23 protein-coding genes are annotated in these 22,641 nt (G+C 50.2%); 10 read left to right on the top strand and 13 right to left on the bottom strand.

Features of this window, described 5'->3' with window-relative positions; translation table 11 throughout:
• Positions 1-31 precede the first annotated feature (31 nt).
• The 6 genes from ruvB to ACJJIB_RS04915 all read right to left on the bottom strand — a co-directional run bounded on the left by ruvB (position 32) and on the right by ACJJIB_RS04915 (position 5,415).
• Positions 32-1,054 (bottom strand): Holliday junction branch migration DNA helicase RuvB, encoded by a 1,023-nt coding sequence (ruvB, locus tag ACJJIB_RS04940; RefSeq protein WP_444883809.1) that lies wholly within the window; start codon positions 1,052-1,054, stop codon positions 32-34.
• 24 nt (positions 1,055-1,078) lie between these two features.
• The gene (ruvA, locus tag ACJJIB_RS04935) at positions 1,079-1,690 is read right to left on the bottom strand and encodes a Holliday junction branch migration protein RuvA (RefSeq protein WP_444888053.1); all 612 of its coding nucleotides are present in this window, start codon (positions 1,688-1,690) and stop codon (positions 1,079-1,081) included.
• 59 nt (positions 1,691-1,749) lie between these two features.
• The gene (ruvC, locus tag ACJJIB_RS04930; protein WP_252084620.1) at positions 1,750-2,277 is read right to left on the bottom strand and encodes a crossover junction endodeoxyribonuclease RuvC; all 528 of its coding nucleotides are present in this window, start codon (positions 2,275-2,277) and stop codon (positions 1,750-1,752) included.
• Between the two features lie 166 nt (positions 2,278-2,443).
• A complete protein-coding gene (locus tag ACJJIB_RS04925) occupies positions 2,444-3,187 on the bottom strand; it encodes a YebC/PmpR family DNA-binding transcriptional regulator (protein ID WP_252084619.1) in 744 nt (247 codons plus the stop codon).
• A 105-nt stretch (positions 3,188-3,292) separates the two neighbouring features.
• A complete protein-coding gene (aspS, locus tag ACJJIB_RS04920) occupies positions 3,293-5,071 on the bottom strand; it encodes an aspartate--tRNA ligase (protein ID WP_444888052.1) in 1,779 nt (592 codons plus the stop codon).
• Positions 5,072-5,148: 77 nt separating this feature from the next.
• Complete coding sequence (locus ACJJIB_RS04915) at positions 5,149-5,415, bottom strand: FmdB family zinc ribbon protein (protein ID WP_252084617.1); 267 nt, start codon at positions 5,413-5,415, stop codon at positions 5,149-5,151.
• Positions 5,416-5,703: 288 nt separating this feature from the next.
• Here ACJJIB_RS04915 and ACJJIB_RS04910 point away from each other — a divergent pair, with 288 nt between their 5' ends.
• The 5 genes from ACJJIB_RS04910 to ACJJIB_RS04890 all read left to right on the top strand — a co-directional run bounded on the left by ACJJIB_RS04910 (position 5,704) and on the right by ACJJIB_RS04890 (position 10,947).
• Positions 5,704-6,111: an HU family DNA-binding protein gene (locus tag ACJJIB_RS04910; RefSeq protein WP_252084616.1), complete on the top strand. Its 408-nt coding sequence runs from the start codon at positions 5,704-5,706 to the stop codon at positions 6,109-6,111.
• 254 nt (positions 6,112-6,365) lie between these two features.
• The gene (locus ACJJIB_RS04905) at positions 6,366-8,096 is read left to right on the top strand and encodes a proline--tRNA ligase (RefSeq protein ID WP_444888051.1); all 1,731 of its coding nucleotides are present in this window, start codon (positions 6,366-6,368) and stop codon (positions 8,094-8,096) included.
• 209 nt (positions 8,097-8,305) lie between these two features.
• Positions 8,306-8,848: a lytic transglycosylase domain-containing protein gene (locus ACJJIB_RS04900; protein WP_444888907.1), complete on the top strand. Its 543-nt coding sequence runs from the start codon at positions 8,306-8,308 to the stop codon at positions 8,846-8,848.
• 3 nt (positions 8,849-8,851) lie between these two features.
• Positions 8,852-9,919, top strand: a complete 1,068-nt coding sequence (locus ACJJIB_RS04895) for a helix-turn-helix transcriptional regulator (protein WP_444888050.1) — start codon at positions 8,852-8,854, stop codon at positions 9,917-9,919.
• 185 nt (positions 9,920-10,104) lie between these two features.
• Positions 10,105-10,947 carry a sterol desaturase family protein gene (locus ACJJIB_RS04890; protein WP_444888049.1) on the top strand — a complete coding sequence of 281 codons (843 nt, stop codon included), beginning with the start codon at positions 10,105-10,107 and terminating at the stop codon, positions 10,945-10,947.
• Between the two features lie 18 nt (positions 10,948-10,965).
• Here the strand turns inward: ACJJIB_RS04890 and ACJJIB_RS04885 are convergent, their stop codons facing one another.
• The 4 genes from ACJJIB_RS04885 to ACJJIB_RS04870 form a co-directional block, all read right to left on the bottom strand.
• Positions 10,966-11,919, bottom strand: coding sequence for an AEC family transporter (locus tag ACJJIB_RS04885; protein ID WP_252084612.1), 954 nt, complete (start codon positions 11,917-11,919; stop codon positions 10,966-10,968).
• 167 nt (positions 11,920-12,086) lie between these two features.
• The gene (locus ACJJIB_RS04880) at positions 12,087-12,491 is read right to left on the bottom strand and encodes a DUF4345 family protein (RefSeq protein WP_444888048.1); all 405 of its coding nucleotides are present in this window, start codon (positions 12,489-12,491) and stop codon (positions 12,087-12,089) included.
• Positions 12,492-13,132: 641 nt separating this feature from the next.
• Complete coding sequence (locus ACJJIB_RS04875; RefSeq protein WP_226644702.1) at positions 13,133-13,609, bottom strand: Lrp/AsnC family transcriptional regulator; 477 nt, start codon at positions 13,607-13,609, stop codon at positions 13,133-13,135.
• A 134-nt stretch (positions 13,610-13,743) separates the two neighbouring features.
• Entirely contained in the window at positions 13,744-14,943 is a 1,200-nt protein-coding gene (locus ACJJIB_RS04870; protein ID WP_444888047.1) for a pyridoxal phosphate-dependent aminotransferase, read from the bottom strand.
• Between the two features lie 512 nt (positions 14,944-15,455).
• Here ACJJIB_RS04870 and ACJJIB_RS04865 point away from each other — a divergent pair.
• From ACJJIB_RS04865 to ACJJIB_RS04850, 4 genes are all read left to right on the top strand, one after another.
• Complete coding sequence (locus ACJJIB_RS04865; protein ID WP_444888046.1) at positions 15,456-16,475, top strand: S41 family peptidase; 1,020 nt, start codon at positions 15,456-15,458, stop codon at positions 16,473-16,475.
• 29 nt (positions 16,476-16,504) lie between these two features.
• Positions 16,505-17,227 (top strand): aspartate/glutamate racemase family protein, encoded by a 723-nt coding sequence (locus tag ACJJIB_RS04860; protein ID WP_444888045.1) that lies wholly within the window; start codon positions 16,505-16,507, stop codon positions 17,225-17,227.
• Between the two features lie 59 nt (positions 17,228-17,286).
• On the top strand, positions 17,287-18,219 hold the full coding sequence (locus tag ACJJIB_RS04855) for a DUF4124 domain-containing protein (protein ID WP_444888044.1): 933 nt from the start codon (positions 17,287-17,289) through the stop codon (positions 18,217-18,219).
• Positions 18,220-18,304: 85 nt separating this feature from the next.
• The gene (locus ACJJIB_RS04850; protein ID WP_444888043.1) at positions 18,305-18,673 is read left to right on the top strand and encodes a hypothetical protein; all 369 of its coding nucleotides are present in this window, start codon (positions 18,305-18,307) and stop codon (positions 18,671-18,673) included.
• Between the two features lie 498 nt (positions 18,674-19,171).
• Here ACJJIB_RS04850 and ACJJIB_RS04845 read toward each other — a convergent pair whose 3' ends face one another.
• Positions 19,172-19,612 (bottom strand): YqaA family protein, encoded by a 441-nt coding sequence (locus ACJJIB_RS04845; protein ID WP_444883796.1) that lies wholly within the window; start codon positions 19,610-19,612, stop codon positions 19,172-19,174.
• A gap of 320 nt (positions 19,613-19,932) precedes the next feature.
• Here ACJJIB_RS04845 and ACJJIB_RS04840 point away from each other — a divergent pair, with 320 nt between their 5' ends.
• A complete protein-coding gene (locus ACJJIB_RS04840) occupies positions 19,933-20,130 on the top strand; it encodes a CPXCG motif-containing cysteine-rich protein (protein ID WP_444883795.1) in 198 nt (65 codons plus the stop codon).
• 95 nt (positions 20,131-20,225) lie between these two features.
• Here the strand turns inward: ACJJIB_RS04840 and ACJJIB_RS04835 are convergent, their stop codons facing one another.
• Together ACJJIB_RS04835 and ACJJIB_RS04830 are read right to left on the bottom strand one after the other, a co-directional pair.
• On the bottom strand, positions 20,226-21,704 hold the full coding sequence (locus ACJJIB_RS04835) for a cryptochrome/photolyase family protein (protein WP_444888042.1): 1,479 nt from the start codon (positions 21,702-21,704) through the stop codon (positions 20,226-20,228).
• Complete coding sequence (locus ACJJIB_RS04830) at positions 21,701-22,636, bottom strand: MerR family transcriptional regulator (RefSeq protein ID WP_444888041.1); 936 nt, start codon at positions 22,634-22,636, stop codon at positions 21,701-21,703. The genes ACJJIB_RS04835 and ACJJIB_RS04830 overlap by 4 nt, the downstream gene beginning before the upstream one ends.
• Positions 22,637-22,641: the final 5 nt, after the last annotated feature.

Raw genomic sequence — 22,641 nt, 5'->3', positions numbered from 1 at the left:
ACCCAACCCAAAAGCACCAGGTGCTGAATCATCAACTGATCTTATCCGGCTTAGGCAGGCCAAAATGTTCATAGGCGAGCCCGGTAACTACTCGCCCACGGGGTGTCCGGGCAATATAGCCCTGCTGGATCAGGTAGGGCTCCAATACATCTTCCAGAGTATCCCGCTCTTCGCTCACAGCAGCGGCGAGACTATCCACCCCCACTGGACCACCATCAAATTTCTCGATCATCGCCAACAGCATACGTCGATCCAGAGAGTCAAAGCCTTTTGCATCCACATTGAGCATATTCAAAGCGGCATCGGCGATATCAGCATCCACCGCACCATCGCCCTTAACATCTGCGTAATCGCGCACACGGCGCAGCAGGCGATTGGCAATCCTCGGGGTACCGCGGGCGCGACGCGCCACTTGTAAGGCTCCGCCTTCATCCATCTCAACCCCCATCAACCTAGCGGAGCGACGCACGATACTGGTGAGGTCTTGCACGTTGTAGAATTCCAGCCGCTGCACTATGCCGAATCGATCGCGCAGGGGCGAGGTGAGCAGGCCCGCTCTGGTAGTGGCGCCCACCAGAGTAAAGGGTGGCAGATCCAACTTGATTGAACGCGCCGCCGGCCCCTCGCCGATCATAATATCCAGCTGGTAATCCTCCATGGCCGGATACAAAACCTCTTCTACATGGGGGCTGAGCCTGTGAATCTCATCGATAAACAGTACGTCCCCAGGTTCCAAATTCGTCATTAGCGCGGCTAGATCACCGGCCTTCTCCAGCACTGGCCCCGAGGTAGTCTTGATCGCAACACCCATCTCTGCGGCAATAATATTGGCCAAAGTGGTTTTACCCAGACCTGGAGGACCGAACACTAAAGTGTGATCCAGGGCCTCTTTGCGCAGTTTGGCCGCCTGAATAAAGATCTCCATCTGCTCGCGCACCACTGGCTGACCCACATAGTCGGCCAGCGCTTTGGGGCGCACAGCGCGGTCGTACTGCTCTTCCTGCCCAGAGGGCCCCGCAGGTTCGGGGGCTACTAAACGATCGGCTTCAATCATCGCAACAACTCCAAGCCTTCCGGTTTAGGCGGGTGCCATGCCCTTTAGGGCCAGGCGGATAAGGGTGGCACTGTCGGCTTCCGGCTGCTCCTTGCTCGCGCGGGCCACCATTTTGCTGGCCTCAGTGGGCTTGTAACCCAGGGCCACCAGGGCGCTCTCGGCCTCGCCGGTATGATCTACCTTGGGTGCTGTGGCTGCCGCCATCAATGGAATATCGTTGGAATCACCGAAATCCGGGGTCAACTTATCGCGCAGCTCTACAATCAAACGCTCGGCCGTCTTCTTGCCAACGCCTGGTACCTTTACCAGTGCCGCAACATTATCCTCAGCCACACAGCGTGCCAAAGCCGCACCATCGAGACCGGATAAAATCGCCAGGGCCATCTTGGGGCCCACACCACTGACCTTAATCAAGGTTCTGAACAGTTTGCGATCGGCGTCGCGGATAAAGCCGTAGAGTTGCTGGGCCGTTTCGGAAACCGCCAAGTGCGTGTGTACTTGAACCGGCTGTCCCAGGGCGGGCAATTCAAAAATTGTGGTCATAGGCGCGAGTACTTCGTAGCCCACCCCTTGCACATCAATCAGTAACAAAGGGGGCTGTACCGCGGCCAGAGTGCCACTCAGTCTTCCAATCATGTGTTGTTCCAGGTTTATCTATCGCTGCCCACAATAAGGGCCAAGTTCTGCAGAGTTTTCTAAACGCTGAGGCGACCGCGGCGAAAACGGCTGCGCGCTCCGCCGGCGGTAAATAGCAGAGTCTGCTCCGTGTGCATATGGCAGAGAGCCACGGCGAGTGCATCGGCGGCATCCTCCTGGGGAGTCCCCGGTAGTGACAGCAAGGTTTTGACCATGTGCTGCACCTGCAGCTTGTCGGCTGCACCACTGCCCACCACCGCTTGTTTGACCTTGCGCGCCTCATACTCAGCCACGGCGAGACCACTATTGGCCCCGGCCACTATGGCTGCACCGCGCGCCTGACCCAGTTTCAGGGCTGAGCCCGCACTCTTAGACATAAATACATTTTCAATTGCCATCTGCGCCGGTTGGTATTGCTGGGCAATCTGAGAAACCGCATCGAAAATCAGCTTTAGGCGCTCAGGTAGGGGGCCTTCGGGAATACGAATTACCCCACTGGCCACATAGCGGGCCTTACCCCGTTCTACATCGATAATTCCATAGCCGGTTTTACGCGAGCCGGGGTCAATACCCAGGATTCGGGTCAAGAGGTGTTCCCCAAATATCTGTATGTTTATATAGTGGCGGGAGTGTCCCAAGGTGGGAGCGAGGCGTCAAGGGAGATCGCAGACAGCATAGAAAAAGTGGCTATCTGCTGAAGCGATACGAGGGTAAACCGGAGCAAACACCGTCCGCCCCGGTCTGAACTGGGACTCAGCCCAGCTCTTCCATCACCTCTGCTGGAATATCCGCGTTGGTGTAAACATTTTGCACATCGTCGAGATCTTCCAGCATCTCGATCAGGGCCAACACCTTCTCTGCCCCCTCTTTATCCAACGGGATAGTGGTGGACGGAATCATGGCGATTTCAGCGCTGTCAGGCGTGAAGCCTGCGGCTACCAGCGCATCTTTCACCGTGAGGTAATCCTGGAATTCAGTGGTCACCTCAACGCTGCCATCATCGTTGGTTTCGATATCCTCAGCACCCGCTTCCAGGGCCGCTTCCATCAGCGCGTCTTCATCCACGCCAATGTCGTAAAACATTTGACCTTTGCGGGTGAACAGATAGCTTACGGAGCCATCGGTACCCAGGTTGCCGCCGCGCTTGGAGAAAGCGTGGCGAACCTCGGCCACTGTACGGTTGCGGTTGTCGGTCAGACACTCCACCAGTACTGCGACACCGCCGACACCGTAACCTTCATAAACCACAGCTTCATAGTTATCACCTTCCGCATTGCCGGCGCCGCGGGCAATGGCTTTATCGATGGTGTCGCGCTTCATGTTCGCGCCCAGAGCCTTGTCGATAGTCGCGCGCAATGTCGGGTTATCGTCGGGGTTGGGGCCCGCCTTGGCCGCTACGGTCAGCTCACGAATGATCTTGGTAAAGATCTTGCCGCGCTTGGCATCCTGAGCCGCTTTACGATGCTTGATATTGGCCCATTTACTATGTCCGGCCATGTTCCGTCTCTCTTCAATCTGTGCGAGGGATGGGCCAATAAGCGAAGCGAAATGCCCATCACCACGATTTGACAGGCCCGCTTCGCCCGGCCCGTCGGGGGAAAATCAGCTGATTTTTTCTTCTTTCTGGCGCAGGCGAATATTCAGCTCGCGCAACTGCTTGGCATCCACCGTGCCCGGAGCATCCGTCATGACACAGGCGGCACTCTGGGTTTTGGGGAAGGCAATCACATCGCGAATAGAATCGCTGCCTGTCATCAACATTACCAAGCGGTCCAAACCAAAGGCCAGGCCTCCATGGGGCGGCGCACCATACTTGAGAGCATCCAGCAGGAAGCCAAATTTCTCGCGCTGCTCTTCCGCATCGATACCGAGAATACGGAACACCGTCTGCTGCATGGCCTGGTCGTGGATACGCACAGAACCGCCACCCAGCTCGGTACCATTCAGCACCATATCGTAGGCGCGCGACAGCGCCCCCAGTGGGTTCTGCTCTAATTCTTCGGGGCTACAGGAAGGTGCAGTAAACGGATGGTGCAACGCGGTGAGGCTGCCGTCTTCATTTTCCTCGAACATCGGGAAGGCCACTACCCACAGGGGCGCCCACTCACTGGTGTACAGATTGAGGTCTTCACCCAACTTGCAGCGCAGCGCACCCAGCGCTTCGGAGACTACTTTGGCAGTATCCGCGCCGAAGAAAATAATATCGCCGCTCTCAGCCTCAAGCCGATCCAGAATGGCAGCACGAGTCTCAATGGGCAGGAATTTCACGATCGGCGACTGCAGGCCATTCTCCAGGTCGGAGCGGTCGTTCACCTTCACATAGGCCAGACCCTTGGCACCGTAGATGCCCACAAACTTGCCGTAGTCATCGATCTGCTTGCGGGTCAGCTTGTCGCAGCCACCGCTCACCTTGATAGCCGCTACGCGACCTTTGGGATCATTGGCCGGTCCAGAGAACACCTTGAAGTCCACTTCGGTCATCAGGTCTTTGATCTCTACCATTTCCAGTGGAATGCGCAGATCCGGCTTGTCAGAGCCGTAGCGCAACATCGCCTGGTAATGGGACATACGTGGGAATTCACCCAACTCAATGCCTTTCAATTCCTTGAACAGCTTGCGCACCATGCCCTCAGTGATCGACATAATCTCTTCCTCGTCGAGGAAAGAAGTCTCGATATCGATCTGAGTGAATTCCGGCTGGCGATCGGCGCGCAGGTCTTCATCGCGGAAACACTTGGCAATCTGGTAGTAACGATCGAAGCCGGACACCATCAACAACTGTTTAAACAGCTGCGGAGACTGCGGCAGGGCAAAGAATTTGCCATCGTGGGTGCGGCTCGGCACCAGGTAATCGCGCGCGCCTTCGGGGGTGGCGCGGGTTAGGATCGGGGTTTCGATATCGAGGAAACCGTGCTCATCCAGATAATTGCGAATGGCCGTGGTGAGCTTAGAGCGGAAATACAGATTGTTCTGCATCTCGTTGCGACGCAGGTCCAGGTAGCGGTACTTGAGGCGCACGTCCTCACCCACAGCGGTGTGCTCATCCAGCTGGAAAGGCACTGTCTCTGCCGTGTTGAGAATTTCCAGCTCAGTGCCGTAAACCTCAACTTCACCGGTCACCATATTCGGATTAAGGGCTTCGGGCGCGCGGGCGCGCACACGGCCGGTGACCTTGAGAACATATTCGCTGCGCACGCGATCGGCCATTTCGAAATGCTCGGCCGCATCCGGGTCGAATACCACCTGAACAATTCCCTCGCGGTCGCGCAGGTCGATAAAGATTACACCGCCGTGATCGCGGCGGCGGTCGACCCAGCCACAGAGGGTTACTACACGGTCTATGTCCGCGGAACGAAGGACGCCACAGTAGTCGCTGCGCATGGATGAAAATTCCCGTTATCGATAGGTAAAAAGGTTAAATAGAGAGTACACCGCACAAGCGGCTCCGCACAGCGGGTTTAAGCCGTCTTCGCCGTTTTTGCCGGCTGGCCACTTTTAGCTTTACTGCCATTGGCAGCATCACCGGCCAAATTTTTCTTACTGCCGGTCTTAAAATCTGTCTCGTACCAGCCGCCGCCCTTGAGGCGAAATCCCGCTGCTGAAATCTTCTTGTGCAACTCGGCCTTGTCACAGGCTGGACAGTCTTTGAGGGGGTTGTCGCTCATGCGCTGCAAGGCCTCCATCTCGTGGCCGCAGGCATTGCACTGGTATTCATAGATCGGCATTACTCGGTACCCGATGCTGGAAAAAGGGGGACAGAGTATACATGAGCCCCCCAGAGGGAAGAAGCAGGCACCCCCTTTTGGCCTTTGTAGAAGGGGTTTGGGATCTCAAAATAGGTACAAAATAAGGAAAAAGCACTATTTTTCTAGTATTTTCCCGTGCGGCCAAACAAAAACTATATATACTTCCCACCATCACCCGCTGAGACGCCGTTTTGTGGATGCAGCGCAGCGGGAGACCGAACACACTTTTACCGGATATACACCGAACAACAAAGAAGGAAGTAAGCTATGGCAATCGCCAAGAAAGCTGCCAGCAAAACCACTGCTGCCAAAAAGGCTCCAGCCAAGAAAGCCGCTGCCGCTCCAGTTAAGAAAGTAAAAGCGATCAAAGAGAAGTTCACCAAAACCCAGGTGCTGAACCAGATCGCAGAAAATACTGAACTGTCCCGCAAGCAGGTACAGTCTGTTCTGGACGAGCTGAGCGATATTATTGAAGGTCACATCAAGAAGCGCGCTGTTGGCGAATTCTCCCTGCCGGGCCTGATGAAAATCACCACTGTGAAGAAGCCGGCCAAAAAAGCCCGTAAAGGTATCAACCCCTTCACTGGTGAAGAGACTGTCTTCAAGGCCAAGCCTGCAAGCATCCAGGTAAAAGTTCGCCCGCTGAAGAAGCTGAAGGAAATGGCTGAGTCCTAAGACTCCCAGCCTCAGGCACTAAACCCCGCAACTGCGGGGTTTTTTTATGCCCCTATATACCATCTAAAGATTGGCCATAGCCCCATTCTTAGCTATACCAATTTCCCCTTTAACCACGCCCTTATCAATATCAGCAGGGTGTAGCTTCCACAAAAAATAACCGATCCCATACGGGAGTCTATCCGGCAATATTTATTAGCTGATGAATAGCGTAAAATAACCAGCTTACCGATAATTGAACCCAGTTTATTCCTATGCGCGCATCCCGTTACCTTATCGCCACCCAGAAAGAAACGCCCAACGACGCGGTAGTAATCAGCCATCAGCTGATGCTGCGCGCCGGTATGATCCGCCGTCTCTCCTCCGGCCTCTACACCTGGCTGCCCACCGGCCTGCGCGTACTGCGCAAAGTAGAGCGTATTGTGCGTGAAGAGATGAATAGTGCCGGTTCCCTGGAAGTATTGATGCCGGTAGTGCAGCCGGCGGAGCTGTGGGAGGAGTCCGGCCGCTGGCAGCAGTACGGCCCGGAATTACTGCGTATCCAGGATCGTCACTCCAATGACTTCTGCCTGGGGCCAACCCACGAAGAAGTTATTACCGACCTGATCCGCAATGAGATCAAAAGCTACAAGCAGCTGCCGGCCAATTTCTACCAGGTACAGACAAAATTTCGCGATGAAATTCGCCCGCGCTTTGGTGTGATGCGCGCGCGTGAATTCACCATGAAGGATGCCTACTCCTTCCATATCGATGCGGATTCCCTGCAGGAAACTTACGACATTATGCACGGCGCCTACTGCCGCATTTTTGATCGTATCGGCCTGGACTACCGCCCGGTGCTGGCGGATACCGGCTCTATCGGCGGCTCCAGCTCCCATGAGTTCCACGTTCTGGCACAGAGCGGTGAAGACGATATCGCTTTCTCCACCGAATCCCGCTACGCCGCCAATGTTGAGCTGGCCGAAGCCTTGGCCCCTGCTGGCGAGCGCGCCGCACCGAGCCAGGAAATGCAGGAAGTACACACACCAGGGCAAAAAACCATCGCCGATGTCAGCGAATTCCTGAACAGCGACCCCACCCATTCGGTAAAAACCCTGATCGTGCTGGGTGAATGCGAAGAGGGTGAAACCGCGCCCCTGGTTGCGCTGGTGCTGCGCGGCGACCATGAACTGAACGAACTGAAAGCAGAAAAATTGGCCGGCATCGCCAGCCCATTGCAGTTCGCCCCGGAGCAACGTATTGCCGATGAACTGGGCTGCAATATCGGCTCTTTAGGACCCGTCGGCATGAAGCTCGAAACCATTGTGGACCGAGCTGCGGCACACCTGGCGGACTTTATCTGTGGCGCCAACCGCGACGATTACCACTTCACCGGCGTGAACTGGGGCCGCGACGTGGAACTCGGCCGCGTTGAAGACCTGCGCAATGTCGTTGCCGGTGACGCCAGCCCCGACGGCCAGGGCACCCTGGAAATCAAACGCGGAATCGAAGTCGGCCATATATTCCAGCTGGGTGACAAATACAGCCGCGCCATGAACGCCACCGTACTCGATGAGAACGGCAAGGAGCAGGTCATGTCCATGGGCTGTTACGGCATTGGAGTATCCCGGATTGTCGCTGCAGCTATTGAGCAAAACCACGACGACTCCGGCATTATCTGGCCAGACGCCATAGCGCCGTTCCAGTTGGCAATTGTGCCCATCAATATGCACAAGAGCGATGTGGTACGGGAAAAGTGTGAGCACCTGTATGAATCCCTGCGCAGCAAAGGCGTCGATGTACTGCTAATGGATGAGCCCAAGGCTCGCTTGGGTGGCATGCTCGCAGATGTCGAATTGATTGGTATCCCCCACCGCATCGTTATCGGCGACCGCGGCCTGGAGAAAGGCATTGTGGAATACAAGGGCCGCGCCGATGCTGAAAGCCAGGAGTTTGCGGTATCCCAGCTGGAGGAAGTACTGCTGGAGAAATTCGACCTGCGCTAATCTGATGATGAGATAGATTTTCTTTATCTATCTCAAAATACCTCCGTGAAATACCAACACAGCACTTTAAGTCCGTTGGTATTTCACAGCCCCATTCAATTCAAATGCCTTTCCCTGTCCAGATTTGCGTAAAAGGTCCATAAAAGGCGCTACCCAATCTCCCTGGATCTCGTAAAATTCCCAACATGATAAGAAAAGCTATTACCGCGATGGGGTTCTGCCTTATCTGCTGCGGTGCGATATCCCAGACTAACACCAAGCAAGTGGACCCCGAGTTGCGGCTCGCCCTGCGCGAGGCCATTACTCAGGCAGACAGCTTTGTCGATCGCTTCGATGCGGAGGTGTGGCTGATGTCAAAATCCCAGCCCTTAGCACGCTACATCAAAGACCCTAAAAGGCGCATGCACATTCTTAAGGCTGTGCATCGCGAGGCAACCCGAGCGGGTTTACGCCCGGAAATTGTTCTAGCGGTAATCCAGATCGAGAGTGCCTTTAACCCCTACGCAGTATCCCGGGTAGGCGCACAAGGCATGATGCAAGTAATGCCATTTTGGAAGAAAGAGATCGGCCGTCCCGGTGACAACCTGATTGATATGGATACCAACCTGCGTTACGGCTGCACCATCCTCAAGCACTACATCAAAAAAGCGAAGGGCAATCTGGCCAACGCCCTCGCCTACTACAACGGCAGCTATGGCCGCCACACCTATAGCAGTAAGGTGCTGGATGCCTGGGCCAACCGCTGGAGATAAGTCGTGACTTCAGGCTATTTATTTTTTTCCGGCGGTGCCTGCGCCTTACTCTTACTGGCCGCAACCAAGGTTTCTGTCAATCACCGACGTCTCGCGGCGGGTCGCTGGCTGATTTTGGTTTTGATCGGTGTTATCTGTTATTTACTGTTACCGACACTCCCTCCCCTTGTCGGGCTCATGGGGCTGCTGATTCACCTGCCGGTGATTCTGGTGCCCGCCGCCTTCTGGCTGTTTACCCACTTGCTCTGTCGCGAGGAAGAACCCTTTCCCCGCTGGGGCTGGATGCCTATCGGCCTCTCCATTGCCTTTAGTGTCGCCGCTAGTCACTCACCAATCCCTTTAGGCAATAGCGCCGAAGAGGTTTTTTTTAATCTGTCCCAATTTACCCGCTTAGGTCTGATTGGCCTGGGCATGCTCACTCTACTCGGGCAGTTTCACTCGGATTTGGTGGAGGAGCGCCGTCGCTTGCGCGCCATACTGTTGATTGCGGTAGGCACTTATATGCTGATCGTTATCAGTGCTGAATCATTGTTTGCCTACCGCCCCGTCCCCAATGGTGTGCCAACTCTTCACGCCCTACTCGCCAGCCTGCTGTCCCTGGCAGCCTGTTTATGGCTGCTTGCGCTCTCACCCAGCGCCCTGGGCGACTCTCTACCACAACCAGCAACAGATATCCCTGAAGAGGAAGCACCACCTCCAGCACCTGTACCAACCTTGGATGAGCAGCAGCAGATGCAATTGGCTAAATTGCAAAAGCATATGGAAGGTGGAGGCTATCGACACACCGGGTTGACCATTCGCGAACTGGCGGAGCAACTGGATACCCGCGAGCACCTGCTGCGCACCCTGATAAACCGCCACTTGGGCTATCGAAACTTCAACGAATATCTCAATCAATTTCGTATTGATGAGGCCAGCGCCCGCCTGGCCGACCCGGAACAGGCGCATCTACCAGTGCTGACCATCGCCCTGGATATCGGCTACCGATCTCTCAGCCCGTTTAATGCCGCTTTTAAGCGTCGTCACAACCAGACCCCAACCGAGTACCGTCGCGACAAGCTGCCCGCCTAAGAGGGCAGCAATTCGGAATTCGTCAGCATTTTTTCATTTTCCGTAAGCCTCAGTCAGCAAAGCCCCCCAGACTGCAAGCACTGATGCAAAAGCTCCCCATGTGAGTAGCACCTAGAATCCCAATAGATCCTCAATATCCAACGCTGCCCCTTTAGCAACGCCGATGAAAAAGGATGGTGAAAAAGATGGATTTCTTCGCAGATGTGGCTGATTACGGAACCACCCACTTTAAATTGACCCTATTTCGCTATGTGTTGGCGGCTTCTGTGATGAGTATCTTCGCGAGCTGGCTGTTTCGCGCCTGGATGAACCGGCGCCGCATCCAAAAACGGCGTGCTAGCTGGGGGGATATTCGCCGGGAAGTCAGCTACTCCATGCTGACCGTTTGTATTTTCACCCTGTTTGGTATCAGCATAAATTTGCTACAGGATATGGGGATCGCCAAGCTGTATTGGAACTGGAGTGACTACCCACTCTGGTGGAGCATCTTGAGCCTGCCTGTGGTAATTCTCCTGCATGACGCCTATTTCTACTGGACCCATCGGGCAATGCACCACCCAAAGCTGTTTAAGCACTTCCATAAGTTGCACCATATGTCGCGAACCCCAACTCCCTGGACTGCCTATAGCTTTTCTATCGGTGAAATATTTATCAACGGACTTTTCTCTCCACTGATCGCCCTAACGATACCATTGCACCCAAGTATCTGGCTTAGCTTCCTTTTCATAATGATTTTCCGCAACGCCATGCTGCATACAGGCCGCGAATTCCACCCACGCAGCTGGGTCGATGGCGTGCTGGATAATATGACCACCACAACTCATCACGACCTGCATCACCAGCGTTTTCAGGGCAATTACGGTTTTTACTTCACTTGGTGGGACCGCCTAATGGGCACGGAATTTAAGGACTACAAAGAAGTTTTCCGCCAGGCTGTAGACGGCAAACTACACGGCGGACAGCAGGTGGAAACTACCACGCTGGAACAGCACTCCGCAGATGACAACTCTGGGAAAATAACCGCCTGATCAATGGCTACAGTGCAATCACTGGCTTTCAAAGTAGAGAGTCAACGGAAGTGTTATCAAACTGATAAAAGAGGTGGCAACCACCATTGCGGATGCAACACCACCATCGCATCCATAGCGTTTCGCCAGTACGGCGGCAATCGCCCCAGAGGGCATTGCCGCCTGTAAAACCAATAGCTCCCGCTCGATGTGCGGTAACTCAATTGGCATTGCCAGAGCCCATGCCACCATAGGCTCTGCCACCAGCTTTAACAGGACGACCACCAGGATCAGGCCCGCCAGTTGGCGCACAGCGATGGGGCGCAGGGCCAGACCGATACTAAATGCCACCAGCACTATCAAGGATTGTCCGGAAATCCGTAATATATCCTCCAGCAGCTGCACAGTAACATTCCCCTGGGGCAGGCCAAATAGGGAAATAATTGTGCCTAAAACCATCGTGATAAAAATTGGTGATACAAAGAAAGGCTTACAGGCCTGCCAAACATTGACCTGCTCTCCCTCATCCCGGCCGAAATAAATGGCCACAGCAACACCGACAGTAAATACAGATAAAAGTGCGCCATATTCACCAATGAGAACACTGTCTCTCATAACCAGAGGGTTATCGTGAAAAATTCGACGAATCAGCGATAACCCTAAAGTCGAAGAGCCGCCAAAACCCGCAACCAACACAATCGAGCCGAGGGTCTTACGCCCCAGCCCCATCAATTTACCCACTGCCCACGCAGGCACCATGATTGCAATACTCACAGCAAATAAGGCCAGTGCGGGAAGAAGAGCCTGGGAAGAAAAAGGGACTTTAATCAAGCTATGTAAAATTACTGCCGGCAGCGCAAAGTCTGTTGCCAGACGCCCAAATACTCCTTGCTCTTCTCTAAGAATCACCCCGCGACTTCGCAACCAAATCGCGCAGGCACAGAGCGCAACCAGGATAACCAGAGCTTCCACCAAACTTTGGAATTGAGACATTACTCATATCCATCAGTGACAGGATGCGGCAAACACCAGGCCAGTGCCTTTAAACACAGGCCAGACTTCTCTCAGTATTAACGCGAAAAGTAAGAACTGCCCTGCCCACAGGCCAAAGTCACCGGTGAACAGAGCTAAGGGCGGTCCCAGTATTTAGCTGGTTTGGATTAATGCCCGTGTTGCAGGGGAAGCCAACGAGATTCCCGATAACAGTAGAGCCCCCAAATTACCATGATCACTTCCAGGGCGAAGAACAGTAAATTGCGTTCATCGAAGCTACCGCTGGAAAACATGCCAAAGAGACGGCCAGCCGCAAATCCAATGTAAGAGATTGAGAGTGAAGCATAGGCGGCACGGCGGTGAGGGCGCATGGCCAACGCAATCAGTAAGAGAACGGCGATTGCCAACATAAAGCCGGCGTAAGTTGCAAGAAACTCGGGCACAGCGGTAGGTGAGGTAAATGAAAACCCGATAGCCGCAGCAAACGACTCCGGATTAAATAGGGCCCCAAGACCGATAGACGCAAAAGCCAATAAATTGAGAGTCAGGTAGACTCGCCCTAAATATTTCAACTGCCACTCCCCTGCACCAGCGGTGATTACCAGCCTCTGGATAGCAGCTTTCCAACCGCTGTCGCTACACAGAAGCCTGTCTAAAGTATATATGAGGTTACAGCCGCCACTCTTTCAATTGGATCACCAACCTCACAAAATGGACATAAAAGGGAGGTAAGTTCTTTAAATTCGTCACAGGATCAAGCCAGACTACTCGCCTGGCAGCTAATTCAACCGATTAGAATCCCCGAAGAAAACGGCTCAAAACAACATGGGCACCCGCCACCTAGGACAGCCCGAAATTAATCTGGCCGACTAGAGACACCACATTTAACACGCTTGTACAAGAAGGCAGGGTTTACCGCAACAAAATTGTCATACGCATGGCACAGACTGAGCAGCTCTCCGCAATCTCTAGGCTAGATAACTATTAATCATGCTCAACTCTTTGAGCTGGGGGCTTCAAGCTATTGAACAAACAGCAAAGAAAGCAAGAGAAAGGATTCCTGACCAGCTGGCAACAGTCTCTATTCGCTGTAGGTATCGTCGAAGAATAAGGATCACTTTTTGACCAGCATGTCAGAAAGTGCAAACGAAAGCCGCACCATAAAATAAGGAGCAGGCAGTGGCATTAAACCTGCCCACTGCCTGGCCTGTTCCTAATCCTGGAAGAGAAGCTCCAATGGATAACCGGTAAAAGGCTTGGTTTTCTCGATCACCAAATGCGAAGTCATACGCGAGATAGCGGCCTCCTCATTGGCCAGTAACTGCTCGGAAACCCGGTTGAAGTCTGCCGCATCAGGGCAAATAAAGCGCAGCATATAATCGAATTCACCAGACATCTTCACGCAGGAAACGATCTGTGGGATATCACTGATAATTCGCCGGAAGTTTTCACTGGTGCGCGCATCCTGGCGCTTCAGGGCCACATTCACATAAAACTCAGCGTGGCGCACCTTGTCCAGATTGATTTCGGCAAGGAACTCACGGATATAACGCTCACTGGTAAGGCGCTTCACCCTGGCCAGGCAGGCGCTCTCCGACAAGCCAATTTGTTCACTCAAATTCAGGTTGCTAATACGGGCGTTAGTTTGCAGAGCCTGCAAAATACGCAAATTATGCCGGTCAATTTTCACGGAACTGATTTCTTTTGAATCTGAAAGGGGGCAAGGATAGCGGTAATCGCCGGAGGCTGAAACTCTATAACCTCCAGAGATGAAAAAGCCAGCCCCCGGCAAGAGAGGCTGAGAGCTGGCTACCGCCACTTGGGTTAACTAGCCTGGCGATTAGCGCAGGTGACAAAACGCTCGATTCGGTCCAGAGCGCGTGACAACTCACTGTCATCGGCCGCTAGCGTCAAACGCACATGATTCACCGCACTTTCACCAAAAGGTGTACCCGGCAATACTGATACCCGCTCGGCTTCCAGCAGGGCCTCGGCGAATACCTGACCAGAGCTGGCCAACTCGGAAACATTGACCATCACAAACATACCCGCATCCGGGCTGTAACAGCTAAGCCCCGGAATTTTGCCGATTCTCTCAACGATCAAATTGCGGCGACGCTCATAGGCGTCACGCATCTGTTTCACGAAATAGGTATCGAACTCCAGGGCAAAAGCCGCAGCTTCCTGGATAAACTGTGGACAGCCGAAGATAGTGGCTCCGGCGAATGCCGCAAGGCGCTCCACCAGGGGGCCACGCGCTACCGCCCAGCCCAGACGCCAACCACTCATGGCATGAGACTTAGACAGACCATCAATCACCACAATATTGTCCAGAGACTCTGCTGCTGTGCGCAATGAGGTATGGCGGCGGGCAAAAGTGATCATGGAGTACATTTCATCGGACACCAGCCAGATGTTGCGCTCACGGCAAAAGGCAGCCAGTTCACGCAACTGTTCAGGAGTTGCCATTGCACCGGTGGGGTTGACCGGGGTATTGATCATGACCACTCGGGTCTCTTCAGTGACTGCCGCTTTGATCGAGTCCACATCGAACGCAAAATTCTGTTCCGCCGGGCAGGCTACCCGCTTTACAGACAGCCTGAGACTGTCACAAATGGGGACATAACCGATATACATCGGTTCTGGGATAACAATCTCCTCACCAGGGTTCAACAGGCAGGAAAGTACCGCGTAGATAGCATTGGTACCGCCGGGAAACACCACAACATCATCGGGATTGCAAGGGTGGGGTGAAACCTTACTCTCGATATCCGCGATAGCTCTGCGCAACACCGGCTCACCGGCGGCGGGAGAGTAATGAGTCCGCCCGACACCCAGGCGAGCGCGGGCAAAATCCAGAATTGGCTCGGGGGTATCGAAGTTTGGGTCCCCCACACAGAGGAAAATGACATCCTCCCCCTTATCGGCAAGATCATGGGCCCGGTCACTGACCGCCCAGACATTGGAATCCTCACAGTTCAGAGCCTCGCTTTGAAGGCTGAATTGGGGGGTAAAATCTGTCACGTTTTTCACTATTTATCTGCCATTTATGCCTGCTAAGGTAGCAACCATCAAAGTAATCTATACCGCTATATAGCCGCATATTTCGCATTACTCAGGAGTTTCTATGGGTATTACCGCAGAAAATTCTGAAGGCATTGTCTATGCATAAAGGTGGGATAGACTATTTGAGATCAGCCGGTCATAAAATATTTATCGCAGGCGACCGAATAGCCTATTAGGCAGATGCCAGTACATCTGCTTCCTCCGATCACACACAGAAACAGATTCTCCAAACTGGCTCTATAAACGAATCCAGACTCCAAAGATGGCGCCCAGTCTTGGGCGCATTTCAACAGCAGAAGAAAAGATAAGAGTCATACATCTGTCACTTACAGCCAAGCCCCCAGTCAACCCCTCCCTACCGACTTAACTGAGGCAAATGTGCCAGAAATTATCTTTGGCGGCCTCTTTTTTCTGCAATCCAGGCCCATATATTGATTTCGAGGGAATAACGAAAACAGAGGGTTACTGTAATGAAGAAATATCTAGCGGTTGTATTCTTGCTTATCTCATCGCACGGCTTCTCCGCCACCTTCTCAGCAGAGCAAAAAAAGTCTCTCATCGATGCCCTTGAGCTTGAGATTTCCAACCGCTATATACTTCAGGAGAACATCCCCTCAATTCGTGAAAGCTTGCAAAAAATTGCACACTCCGAGGCCCTAAAAAAAACTAAAACTCCAAAACAAACAGCCGATCTACTTACTAAGGCACTGGAAAAGCACGATAAGCATTTTGGTGTGCGTTGGTACGATCCAAACATCCCAAAGAAACGACCAAAGCGAGAGGATTGGTTCAGTAAACTAGCCAGGAAAAATTCTGGTTTTACGCGAGTTGAAGTACTCGAAGGTAACATTGGCTATATCGATTTCTGGGGCTTTGATCATGTCAACGAAGTCTCAAAGAAACGTCTAGAAGCCGTAATGACCTTGATTGAAGATACCGATGCCATCATCTTCGATCTTAGAAATAATGGCGGCGGTGATGGCAATATGGGCCGCCTAATTAGCAGTTATCTTTTTGAGAAGCCCACCCACCTAAACAGTATTTACTGGAGAGCAACAGATAGCACCACCGAATTCTGGACTTTCGAAACCCTCAATGGCAAAAGAAAAGCCAAAGTTCCAGTCTTCGTTTTAACCAGTAAAAATACCTTTTCGGCCGCGGAAGCATTTACTTATTATCTAAAACATCTTAAACGAGCCACAATCATTGGCGAAGTCACCAAAGGTGGAGCCCATCCCATACAATTTCTCAGCCTTGATAAGGAGTTCAAGGTATCAATTCCTATCGCAAGAGCTGTAAATCCAATTACCAAAAGCAACTGGGAAGGTACCGGCGTTTTACCAGATATTATCGCTTCAAAAGAGGAGGCTTTTGATATTGCTTACCAAAAGTCTCTACATATCATTCAAAACACAACAAACAATCCACAACAACTCAAGGAAGTTAGTGAACAATTAGAAGTATTGACTAACAAAGAAAGACGCAACTAGATCAACTTCAGCCTGAGTGATTTCCTCGAATGAAGAACTTAAAGAAGAATTTAAATCAGACAAAACACATCGGTCTTGTTGGTTGCTCCTCTGAGGGCGCAGCCCTATGCTATAAGACAATTTGCACAGAAAGTGGCAAATATCTTGGTGAACATGCTCATCCCGAGATATCCATGCACACTCATTCACTGGCTCGATATGTAGAATATTTGGATTCCAATGATCTTCAAAGTGTTGGCGATCTAATGCTCTCTTCCGCTGACAAGCTCGAATCCCAGGGGGCCTGTTTTCTGATCTGCCCCGATAATACTATTCACCAAGCCTTTGACTATGTAATAGAGAGATCCCCCCTACCCTGGCTACATATTGCCGACAGTGTTATTGCTGAAGCCACCATCAAGGGCTATAGAAAACTGGGCCTACTCGGTACCCGATGGTTAGTTGAGAGCGATGTTTATCCGTCGAAAATAGAGGCGGCAAACATAGGTTGGTTACGGCCGCCTAAGAAGGCTGTTGAAAGGATCGGGCAGCTGATTATGGGAGAGTTAGTCACTGGGGTATTTCGACAGGAAACAGTGCAATACTTCCAAGACACTATTAACAACCTCAAACAGGATGGATGTGATGCAGTTGTCCTGGGTTGCACCGAAATACCATTGATTATCGATGATAGTAATTCTGCGTTACCAACGTTAAACTCTAACCACCTTTTAGCTGAGGCCGCGATAAAAGAGGCGATTGTAGCCTCTTGAGTCAGGTGTCAGTCAAAGAATCATAGTACCAACTTTCAATTAGTTAAAAGTTTCTAGCAGTGACTCCTCACCTACCAGCTGTATTAGCTACTCTTCTGTCTCTAATTCCACTAAACGCAACAGCCAATATCTACAAGTGGATCGATGAAAATGGCCAAGTCCACTTCAGTGACAAGAAAATAGAAAATATTAAACAAGAAGTTATTAAGCCTAGAAAGCACAAGTCTGATTGGTCTCGATTTGATATTTCCGTCGAAGCCATTGACACCAACCTGAGCAATCAGGAATTAAACAGGATTGTTACAGATGTCAACCTCGTCTATGAGTTTTACGATCGCGTTCTGTTTTTTGACTTTTACAAAACGGTACCCGTTAAGGTCTTGGTTCTAAAGGATAAAAAAGCCTACTACGAACACCTAAGAAAGAGAATGGGAAAAGAACCATCAGCCTCTTATGGGATATATTTCTCTCAAGATAACCAAATTATTGTTTACATCCAAGAGGATAGAGCCAGAACATTCCGCACTATTAAACACGAGGTTAGTCATGCAATAACCGATACTGTCACTCCCTACGCCCAATCCTGGCTAAATGAAGGTTTGGCCGAGCAGATGGAAACCCTCACTAAAGTGAACGGGCAACTGCGCATCACTAGTCACTGGGAAAATTATAGATGGGTAAATCCTCTCAAGCGCCATGAGAGGCTTATGGATATCAGTACATTCCTTAGGATCCCTAACACAAGATGGCGACATGCACAAAGAAATGGGACTGCGCCTTTACAAGCACAGGCCGGGCAATTTTTATACTTTCTATTATCAACACCAGTCGGTAAAAGCTTTGTAATTCGTTTAGTCCATAAGCTGGAGCGTGGTGATCGTACGCACTCGTATTATCTGGTCGATAAAGACTATATTGGCGGGATCAGAGGTCTGGAAATCAACTGGAGAAATTGGTTAAGTGGGGAAACTGATAAATACATCACTTTCTAAACTGAAAGATTAGTTCACTCTTATAAAATTTATTGAGCTAAAACCAATAAAAACATTAGATCGAGCATTACATACAAGACTCATCATGAAAAATCGTTTAACTATTGCAATTACACTTTTACTTTTAAGCCCACTCTCTTTTGCGAAGAATAAGGATTCATTTGATCATATGGTTGACATTGCGAGCTTCAAAAGCAAAGTATCGAGCTCCACATGGAATTACAAATGGAGGAATCGAAACTATATTTTCACTTTTGAACCCGACGGCACCATCTCCAAACTTAAAAGTTGGTCAGGGGTGACCTGGGATATCACTCAAAAGAATGAAGTCATTCTTAAAGCAAAAACTGACAATATGTATCTTTACTTTAATGAAGCCGTAACAGAATTTCAGACAGTTGACTGGAATAGAGAAAAAGCGAGCGGAGAGTTGGTATTCAAAAATAACAAATAGATCACTCACCTCAAAAATACAACCTTCTTCGCGAGTATTTTAGACGACCTCCATATTACAATACTGCTAATTAATTTAGATTTATCCGGCACGTTTATGGAACATAAAATAAAAATTTAAGGCTAGGTTTTTTTAATTTATGTACTTATAGGAACACCCCTATAATGAAAACTCTAAACTGGCAGCAGTTAGCATGACCACCATCTACTTCCAACTATACAAAAAAGGCCAGGGATAAGAGTGAGCTTATACAAATTAACAATATCTTTTTCTGTACTGATAAATACCGCACAAAAATCAACCAACCCAAAAAATTAAAAAAACTATCCCCAAACTCTTAAAACCAAGATCATCCACCTCAAATATAAAGCCAGACATTATTCCGGCATATAACTTGAAAGCTCTTGACAATCTGACCACAATCGATACTTTATGGTCATACTCTTCGAAAAAAATAATTGAAAAATCAGAAAATAACGTTACTAAAAATCATTAAATTTAAGAAACCTGCAACACCATATAACTAACAACTACATAGCGCAAAAGCTTACCTGCCGTCACCAAAATCAAAAACCATAACAATCGTATTCTTAACACCCCCGCCATAACGGTTAATGGATCTCCAACAACTGGAACCCAAGCAAAAGCTAATGAAATCAGGCCATATTTTTTAAAACGCTGCTCAGCCTTTACAAATTCATTTTCTGACATCCTTAACCATTTTTTTATAATACCCAAACTGGCCCAATAGCCAAGAGCATAATTCACCAATGAACCGGCCACATTACCAATTGTTGCAACAGTCACCAATGCAACTGGAGAAAAACCATTGATCAGCAGAGTGGTTAATACGATCTCCGAACTTACTGGCAAGATTGTTGCCGCTAGAAATGCTGAAACAAAAAGACCGACAAAGCCTAATTCGACCAAACTCCCCATTTAACAAAAACATCCTCCAGGAAAACCATAAGAAACCTATAGGGTTTATGCAAAAAAATTTACTATCTTACCATTTCATTAACCCCTAAAACTGTCAACACCCATACTCAAGAAAATAAATATACTCCCCTTGAGCAATCACATACCTCAACTCCCCAACACTACTAATTTCCTAGCTAACTTATTAGCAAGAATTACAGAAAGATAGAATTTCAAAATATCACTCCAGACATTCAACTAGAAATAAAATCATTCTGGCATTTTACGTAGGCTTTAACCTAAAATTCAAAAATCTCGAATTAGATAGGCTTTACTTCAGCATGAACCCAATCCTAGAAGAAACTATTCAATGTCCCTACTGCGGCGAACACTTTAGTACACTCATTGATATTTCTGTACTTCCGCAAGAATATATAGAAGACTGCCAGGTCTGCTGTAAGCCCATAGTTTTTCACGTTACCGCTGACCTAGAGGGCTCTATTTCTATCAATTTATACAGGGAGGATGAGTCGTTTTGAATACTATCAAATAGTCGACATAGTTCTCTTCTATTTATCTAGAGTACCTGCTCTACAAAACTTATCTCTGCCTACCAACCTGCCTCTGAACATGGTTATTTAAGGTTGGCAAATACCTCTATCGCTCGCTTGCGCCCGGCACTCACATCACAAATTACTTGGGGATACCCTTCAATCATTGGGGGCTCATGAATCTCCTTATTACTTAGTGAGGAAATTTCCGGCACATAATGTCGAATAAACTCTCCGTTAGGATCGAACTTCTGCGACTGGCTATAAGGGTTAAATACCCGGAAATAAGGTGCTGCATCCGTACCGGTTGAGGCGGTCCATTGCCAACCGCCATTGTTTGAGGCAAAGTCACCATCAATCAAGTGCTGCATAAAATAGCGTTCACCCCAACGCCAGTCGATCAGCATATTTTTACTCAAGAACGAGGCGACAATCATTCGTAAGCGGTTGTGCATCCAGCCGGTTTCATTTAGCTGGCGCATTGCAGCATCGACAATAGGCACTCCGGTTTCGCCACTTGCCCAAAGGGAAAATAATCCTTCATCATAGCGCCAAGGAATTTGTTCTGTTTCCTCTTTAAATGGCCTGCCCATACTCAAGCGGGGAAAGTCAGTCAGTAAATGTGTATAGAATTCCCGCCAGATAAGTTCGATGATCCAGCAGGCAATCCCTTCATCTCCACCCTGCCAAAGGCCTTTATTCTGGCTGAGGGCCATCTTGACGCACTGGCGAATAGAAATAGCTCCACTATTTAAATAAGGGGAAAGGCGAGAGGTACTATCTTTCGCTGGAAAATCTCGTTCGGCCTGATATTGATCAATAATTTTGGCAAAAACTTTCAAGCACTTTTGCGCAGCTTGCTCACCACTCTCCCAACCTTTAACACTACCTGATCCATCAATATTGAGTGAGTAGCCCAATAACTGGTTAGGTATTTTCTGCGTTAGTTTTCGATTTCCTTTTACATCCACTGCGAACCACTTCGGCCAATGTTTGCTATTGGCAGAAGGTGGTATTTTCCTGGGAGTGGGCAAGGGCTTAACCTCGCTCCCTGCACATAACTGGATTAGGGCACGCTTGAAAGGGGTAAACACTTTGTAGGGATCACCACTCGCCGTTCTCACTGCTCCTGGCGGTAATAAGGTGCGGTCACTGTAGTATTCAACCGAAACATTGTGTTCCAGCAATTTTTCTCGAACGGCATTGTCTCGACGCAGCTCATTCAGAGGATACTCAGCATTGGCAAACAATGCCTCTACTTTCAGACGCTGAATAATTTGCTGCAGCGCGTCCGGAACCAGAGAAAACTCAGGGACTTCGAGGAAGTACAGGGGAATATTGCAAGTTTGCAACTGCCCTTGGAGTTTCTGCAAGCAGGCCATACGAAAAGAAACCAGTGCATCGCCTTCATCGTGGTTTTTCCAGGTTTCTGGACAGGCGATAAAAATTGCGGCCAATTGTTCGCATCGAGTACTGGCATGATACAGCGCCGAATTATCCTGTATACGCAAATCGCTGCGGAACCAGACTAGGCCCCGCTGTATTGATATTTGTCGGCTCATCGCTTCAGCTGCTCCCGCAGTTGCGTTACCACGAAGTCTGTAGTACCTGATAATACTGATATCATCGGTATTTTCTTTAGGTTATCCAAGCTTGCAGACTGTAACTCTACGAAATCCCCCACAAGCCTAAGAGGCTTGCTTAGCTCCTGAAATGAACGTGGTAATTCCTCCTCAAGTAAGGGTTTTGGCAGTGCCCGATGGCTGTACCAGAGCAGCGCATGCACATCCAGCTTTCTCATATTTTCAGTAAGCCCCGGCAGAACGGCCCGATAATTCAAAACCACTACGCCAATACCGGCAGCCAAAAGTGTGGCGCAAAATAATTGCACAAAGGCCCGCTGATCTTCACCGGGGAAATCCAGCAATAGGACTCGACTCTCGCAAGCCAAACGATCTTTATTTAAATTTCTGCGAGCTATGCCGTTGGCCAATAACAATTGTTCATTAACCAGCTGCCAAAAGAAACCTTGCGCGGCTTGCGATCGCCTCAGCCTAGCCAACTCGGTATGCAGCGGCTTGAGCCAATGATCGAGTAATAGTGATGCCGGTAAGGTGGAAATCCAGTGGTCCAGTTGCTTGCGAAGCTTTGGCTCGTCAAAGTTTTGTGACAAGTTTAAGGCTTCATCGATCATCTCACGCCAACCACCTGCAGTGTTTGCCTCTCTCTCTTTGGCTGACAGGGAGGATGGACCACGTGCCAATAATTCCCGCACCTGTCCAATAGCTACACCTCGGGCCAGGCAGGCCAGTACCTCTTCGATACGCCTGACCTCTTCTTCACTATAAAGTCGGTGCCCCTTGCTGGTTCTGGCCGGTGTTAACAGGCCGTAGCGCCGCTCCCAGGCCCGAAGGGTGACAGGGTGCACGCCGGTACGACGCGCTACCTCACGAATTGGTAAGCTGGCTTCAGTAGGGGGGGCAATCTCAACCATCACAA

It is taken from the genome of Microbulbifer mixtoriginis (SeqCode) (genome assembly GCF_052467705.1).
Note: the sequence above shows the minus strand (reverse complement) of the source record. Positions and strands in the feature narration are given on the sequence as shown.

Bases quoted from the DNA above. Each gene is read 5' to 3' on its own strand.
- ACJJIB_RS04845 (WP_444883796.1), bottom strand. From the start codon at position 19,612: ATGGGGAGTTTGGTCGAATTAGGCTTTGTCGGTCTTTTTGTTTCAGCA.
- ACJJIB_RS04865 (WP_444888046.1), top strand. From the start codon at position 15,456: ATGAAGAAATATCTAGCGGTTGTATTCTTGCTTATCTCATCGCACGGC.
- ACJJIB_RS04890 (WP_444888049.1), top strand. From the start codon at position 10,105: ATGGATTTCTTCGCAGATGTGGCTGATTACGGAACCACCCACTTTAAA.
- aspS (WP_444888052.1), bottom strand. From the start codon at position 5,071: ATGCGCAGCGACTACTGTGGCGTCCTTCGTTCCGCGGACATAGACCGT.
- ACJJIB_RS04835 (WP_444888042.1), bottom strand. From the start codon at position 21,704: ATGAGCCGACAAATATCAATACAGCGGGGCCTAGTCTGGTTCCGCAGC.
- ruvA (WP_444888053.1), bottom strand. From the start codon at position 1,690: ATGATTGGAAGACTGAGTGGCACTCTGGCCGCGGTACAGCCCCCTTTG.
- ACJJIB_RS04900 (WP_444888907.1), top strand. From the start codon at position 8,306: ATGGGGTTCTGCCTTATCTGCTGCGGTGCGATATCCCAGACTAACACC.
- ACJJIB_RS04905 (WP_444888051.1), top strand. From the start codon at position 6,366: ATGCGCGCATCCCGTTACCTTATCGCCACCCAGAAAGAAACGCCCAAC.
- ruvB (WP_444883809.1), bottom strand. From the start codon at position 1,054: ATGATTGAAGCCGATCGTTTAGTAGCCCCCGAACCTGCGGGGCCCTCT.
- ACJJIB_RS04915 (WP_252084617.1), bottom strand. From the start codon at position 5,415: ATGCCGATCTATGAATACCAGTGCAATGCCTGCGGCCACGAGATGGAG.
- ACJJIB_RS04840 (WP_444883795.1), top strand. From the start codon at position 19,933: ATGAACCCAATCCTAGAAGAAACTATTCAATGTCCCTACTGCGGCGAA.
- ACJJIB_RS04925 (WP_252084619.1), bottom strand. From the start codon at position 3,187: ATGGCCGGACATAGTAAATGGGCCAATATCAAGCATCGTAAAGCGGCT.
- ACJJIB_RS04860 (WP_444888045.1), top strand. From the start codon at position 16,505: ATGAAGAACTTAAAGAAGAATTTAAATCAGACAAAACACATCGGTCTT.
- ACJJIB_RS04850 (WP_444888043.1), top strand. From the start codon at position 18,305: ATGAAAAATCGTTTAACTATTGCAATTACACTTTTACTTTTAAGCCCA.
- ACJJIB_RS04830 (WP_444888041.1), bottom strand. From the start codon at position 22,636: ATGGTTGAGATTGCCCCCCCTACTGAAGCCAGCTTACCAATTCGTGAG.
- ACJJIB_RS04910 (WP_252084616.1), top strand. From the start codon at position 5,704: ATGGCAATCGCCAAGAAAGCTGCCAGCAAAACCACTGCTGCCAAAAAG.
- ACJJIB_RS04885 (WP_252084612.1), bottom strand. From the start codon at position 11,919: ATGTCTCAATTCCAAAGTTTGGTGGAAGCTCTGGTTATCCTGGTTGCG.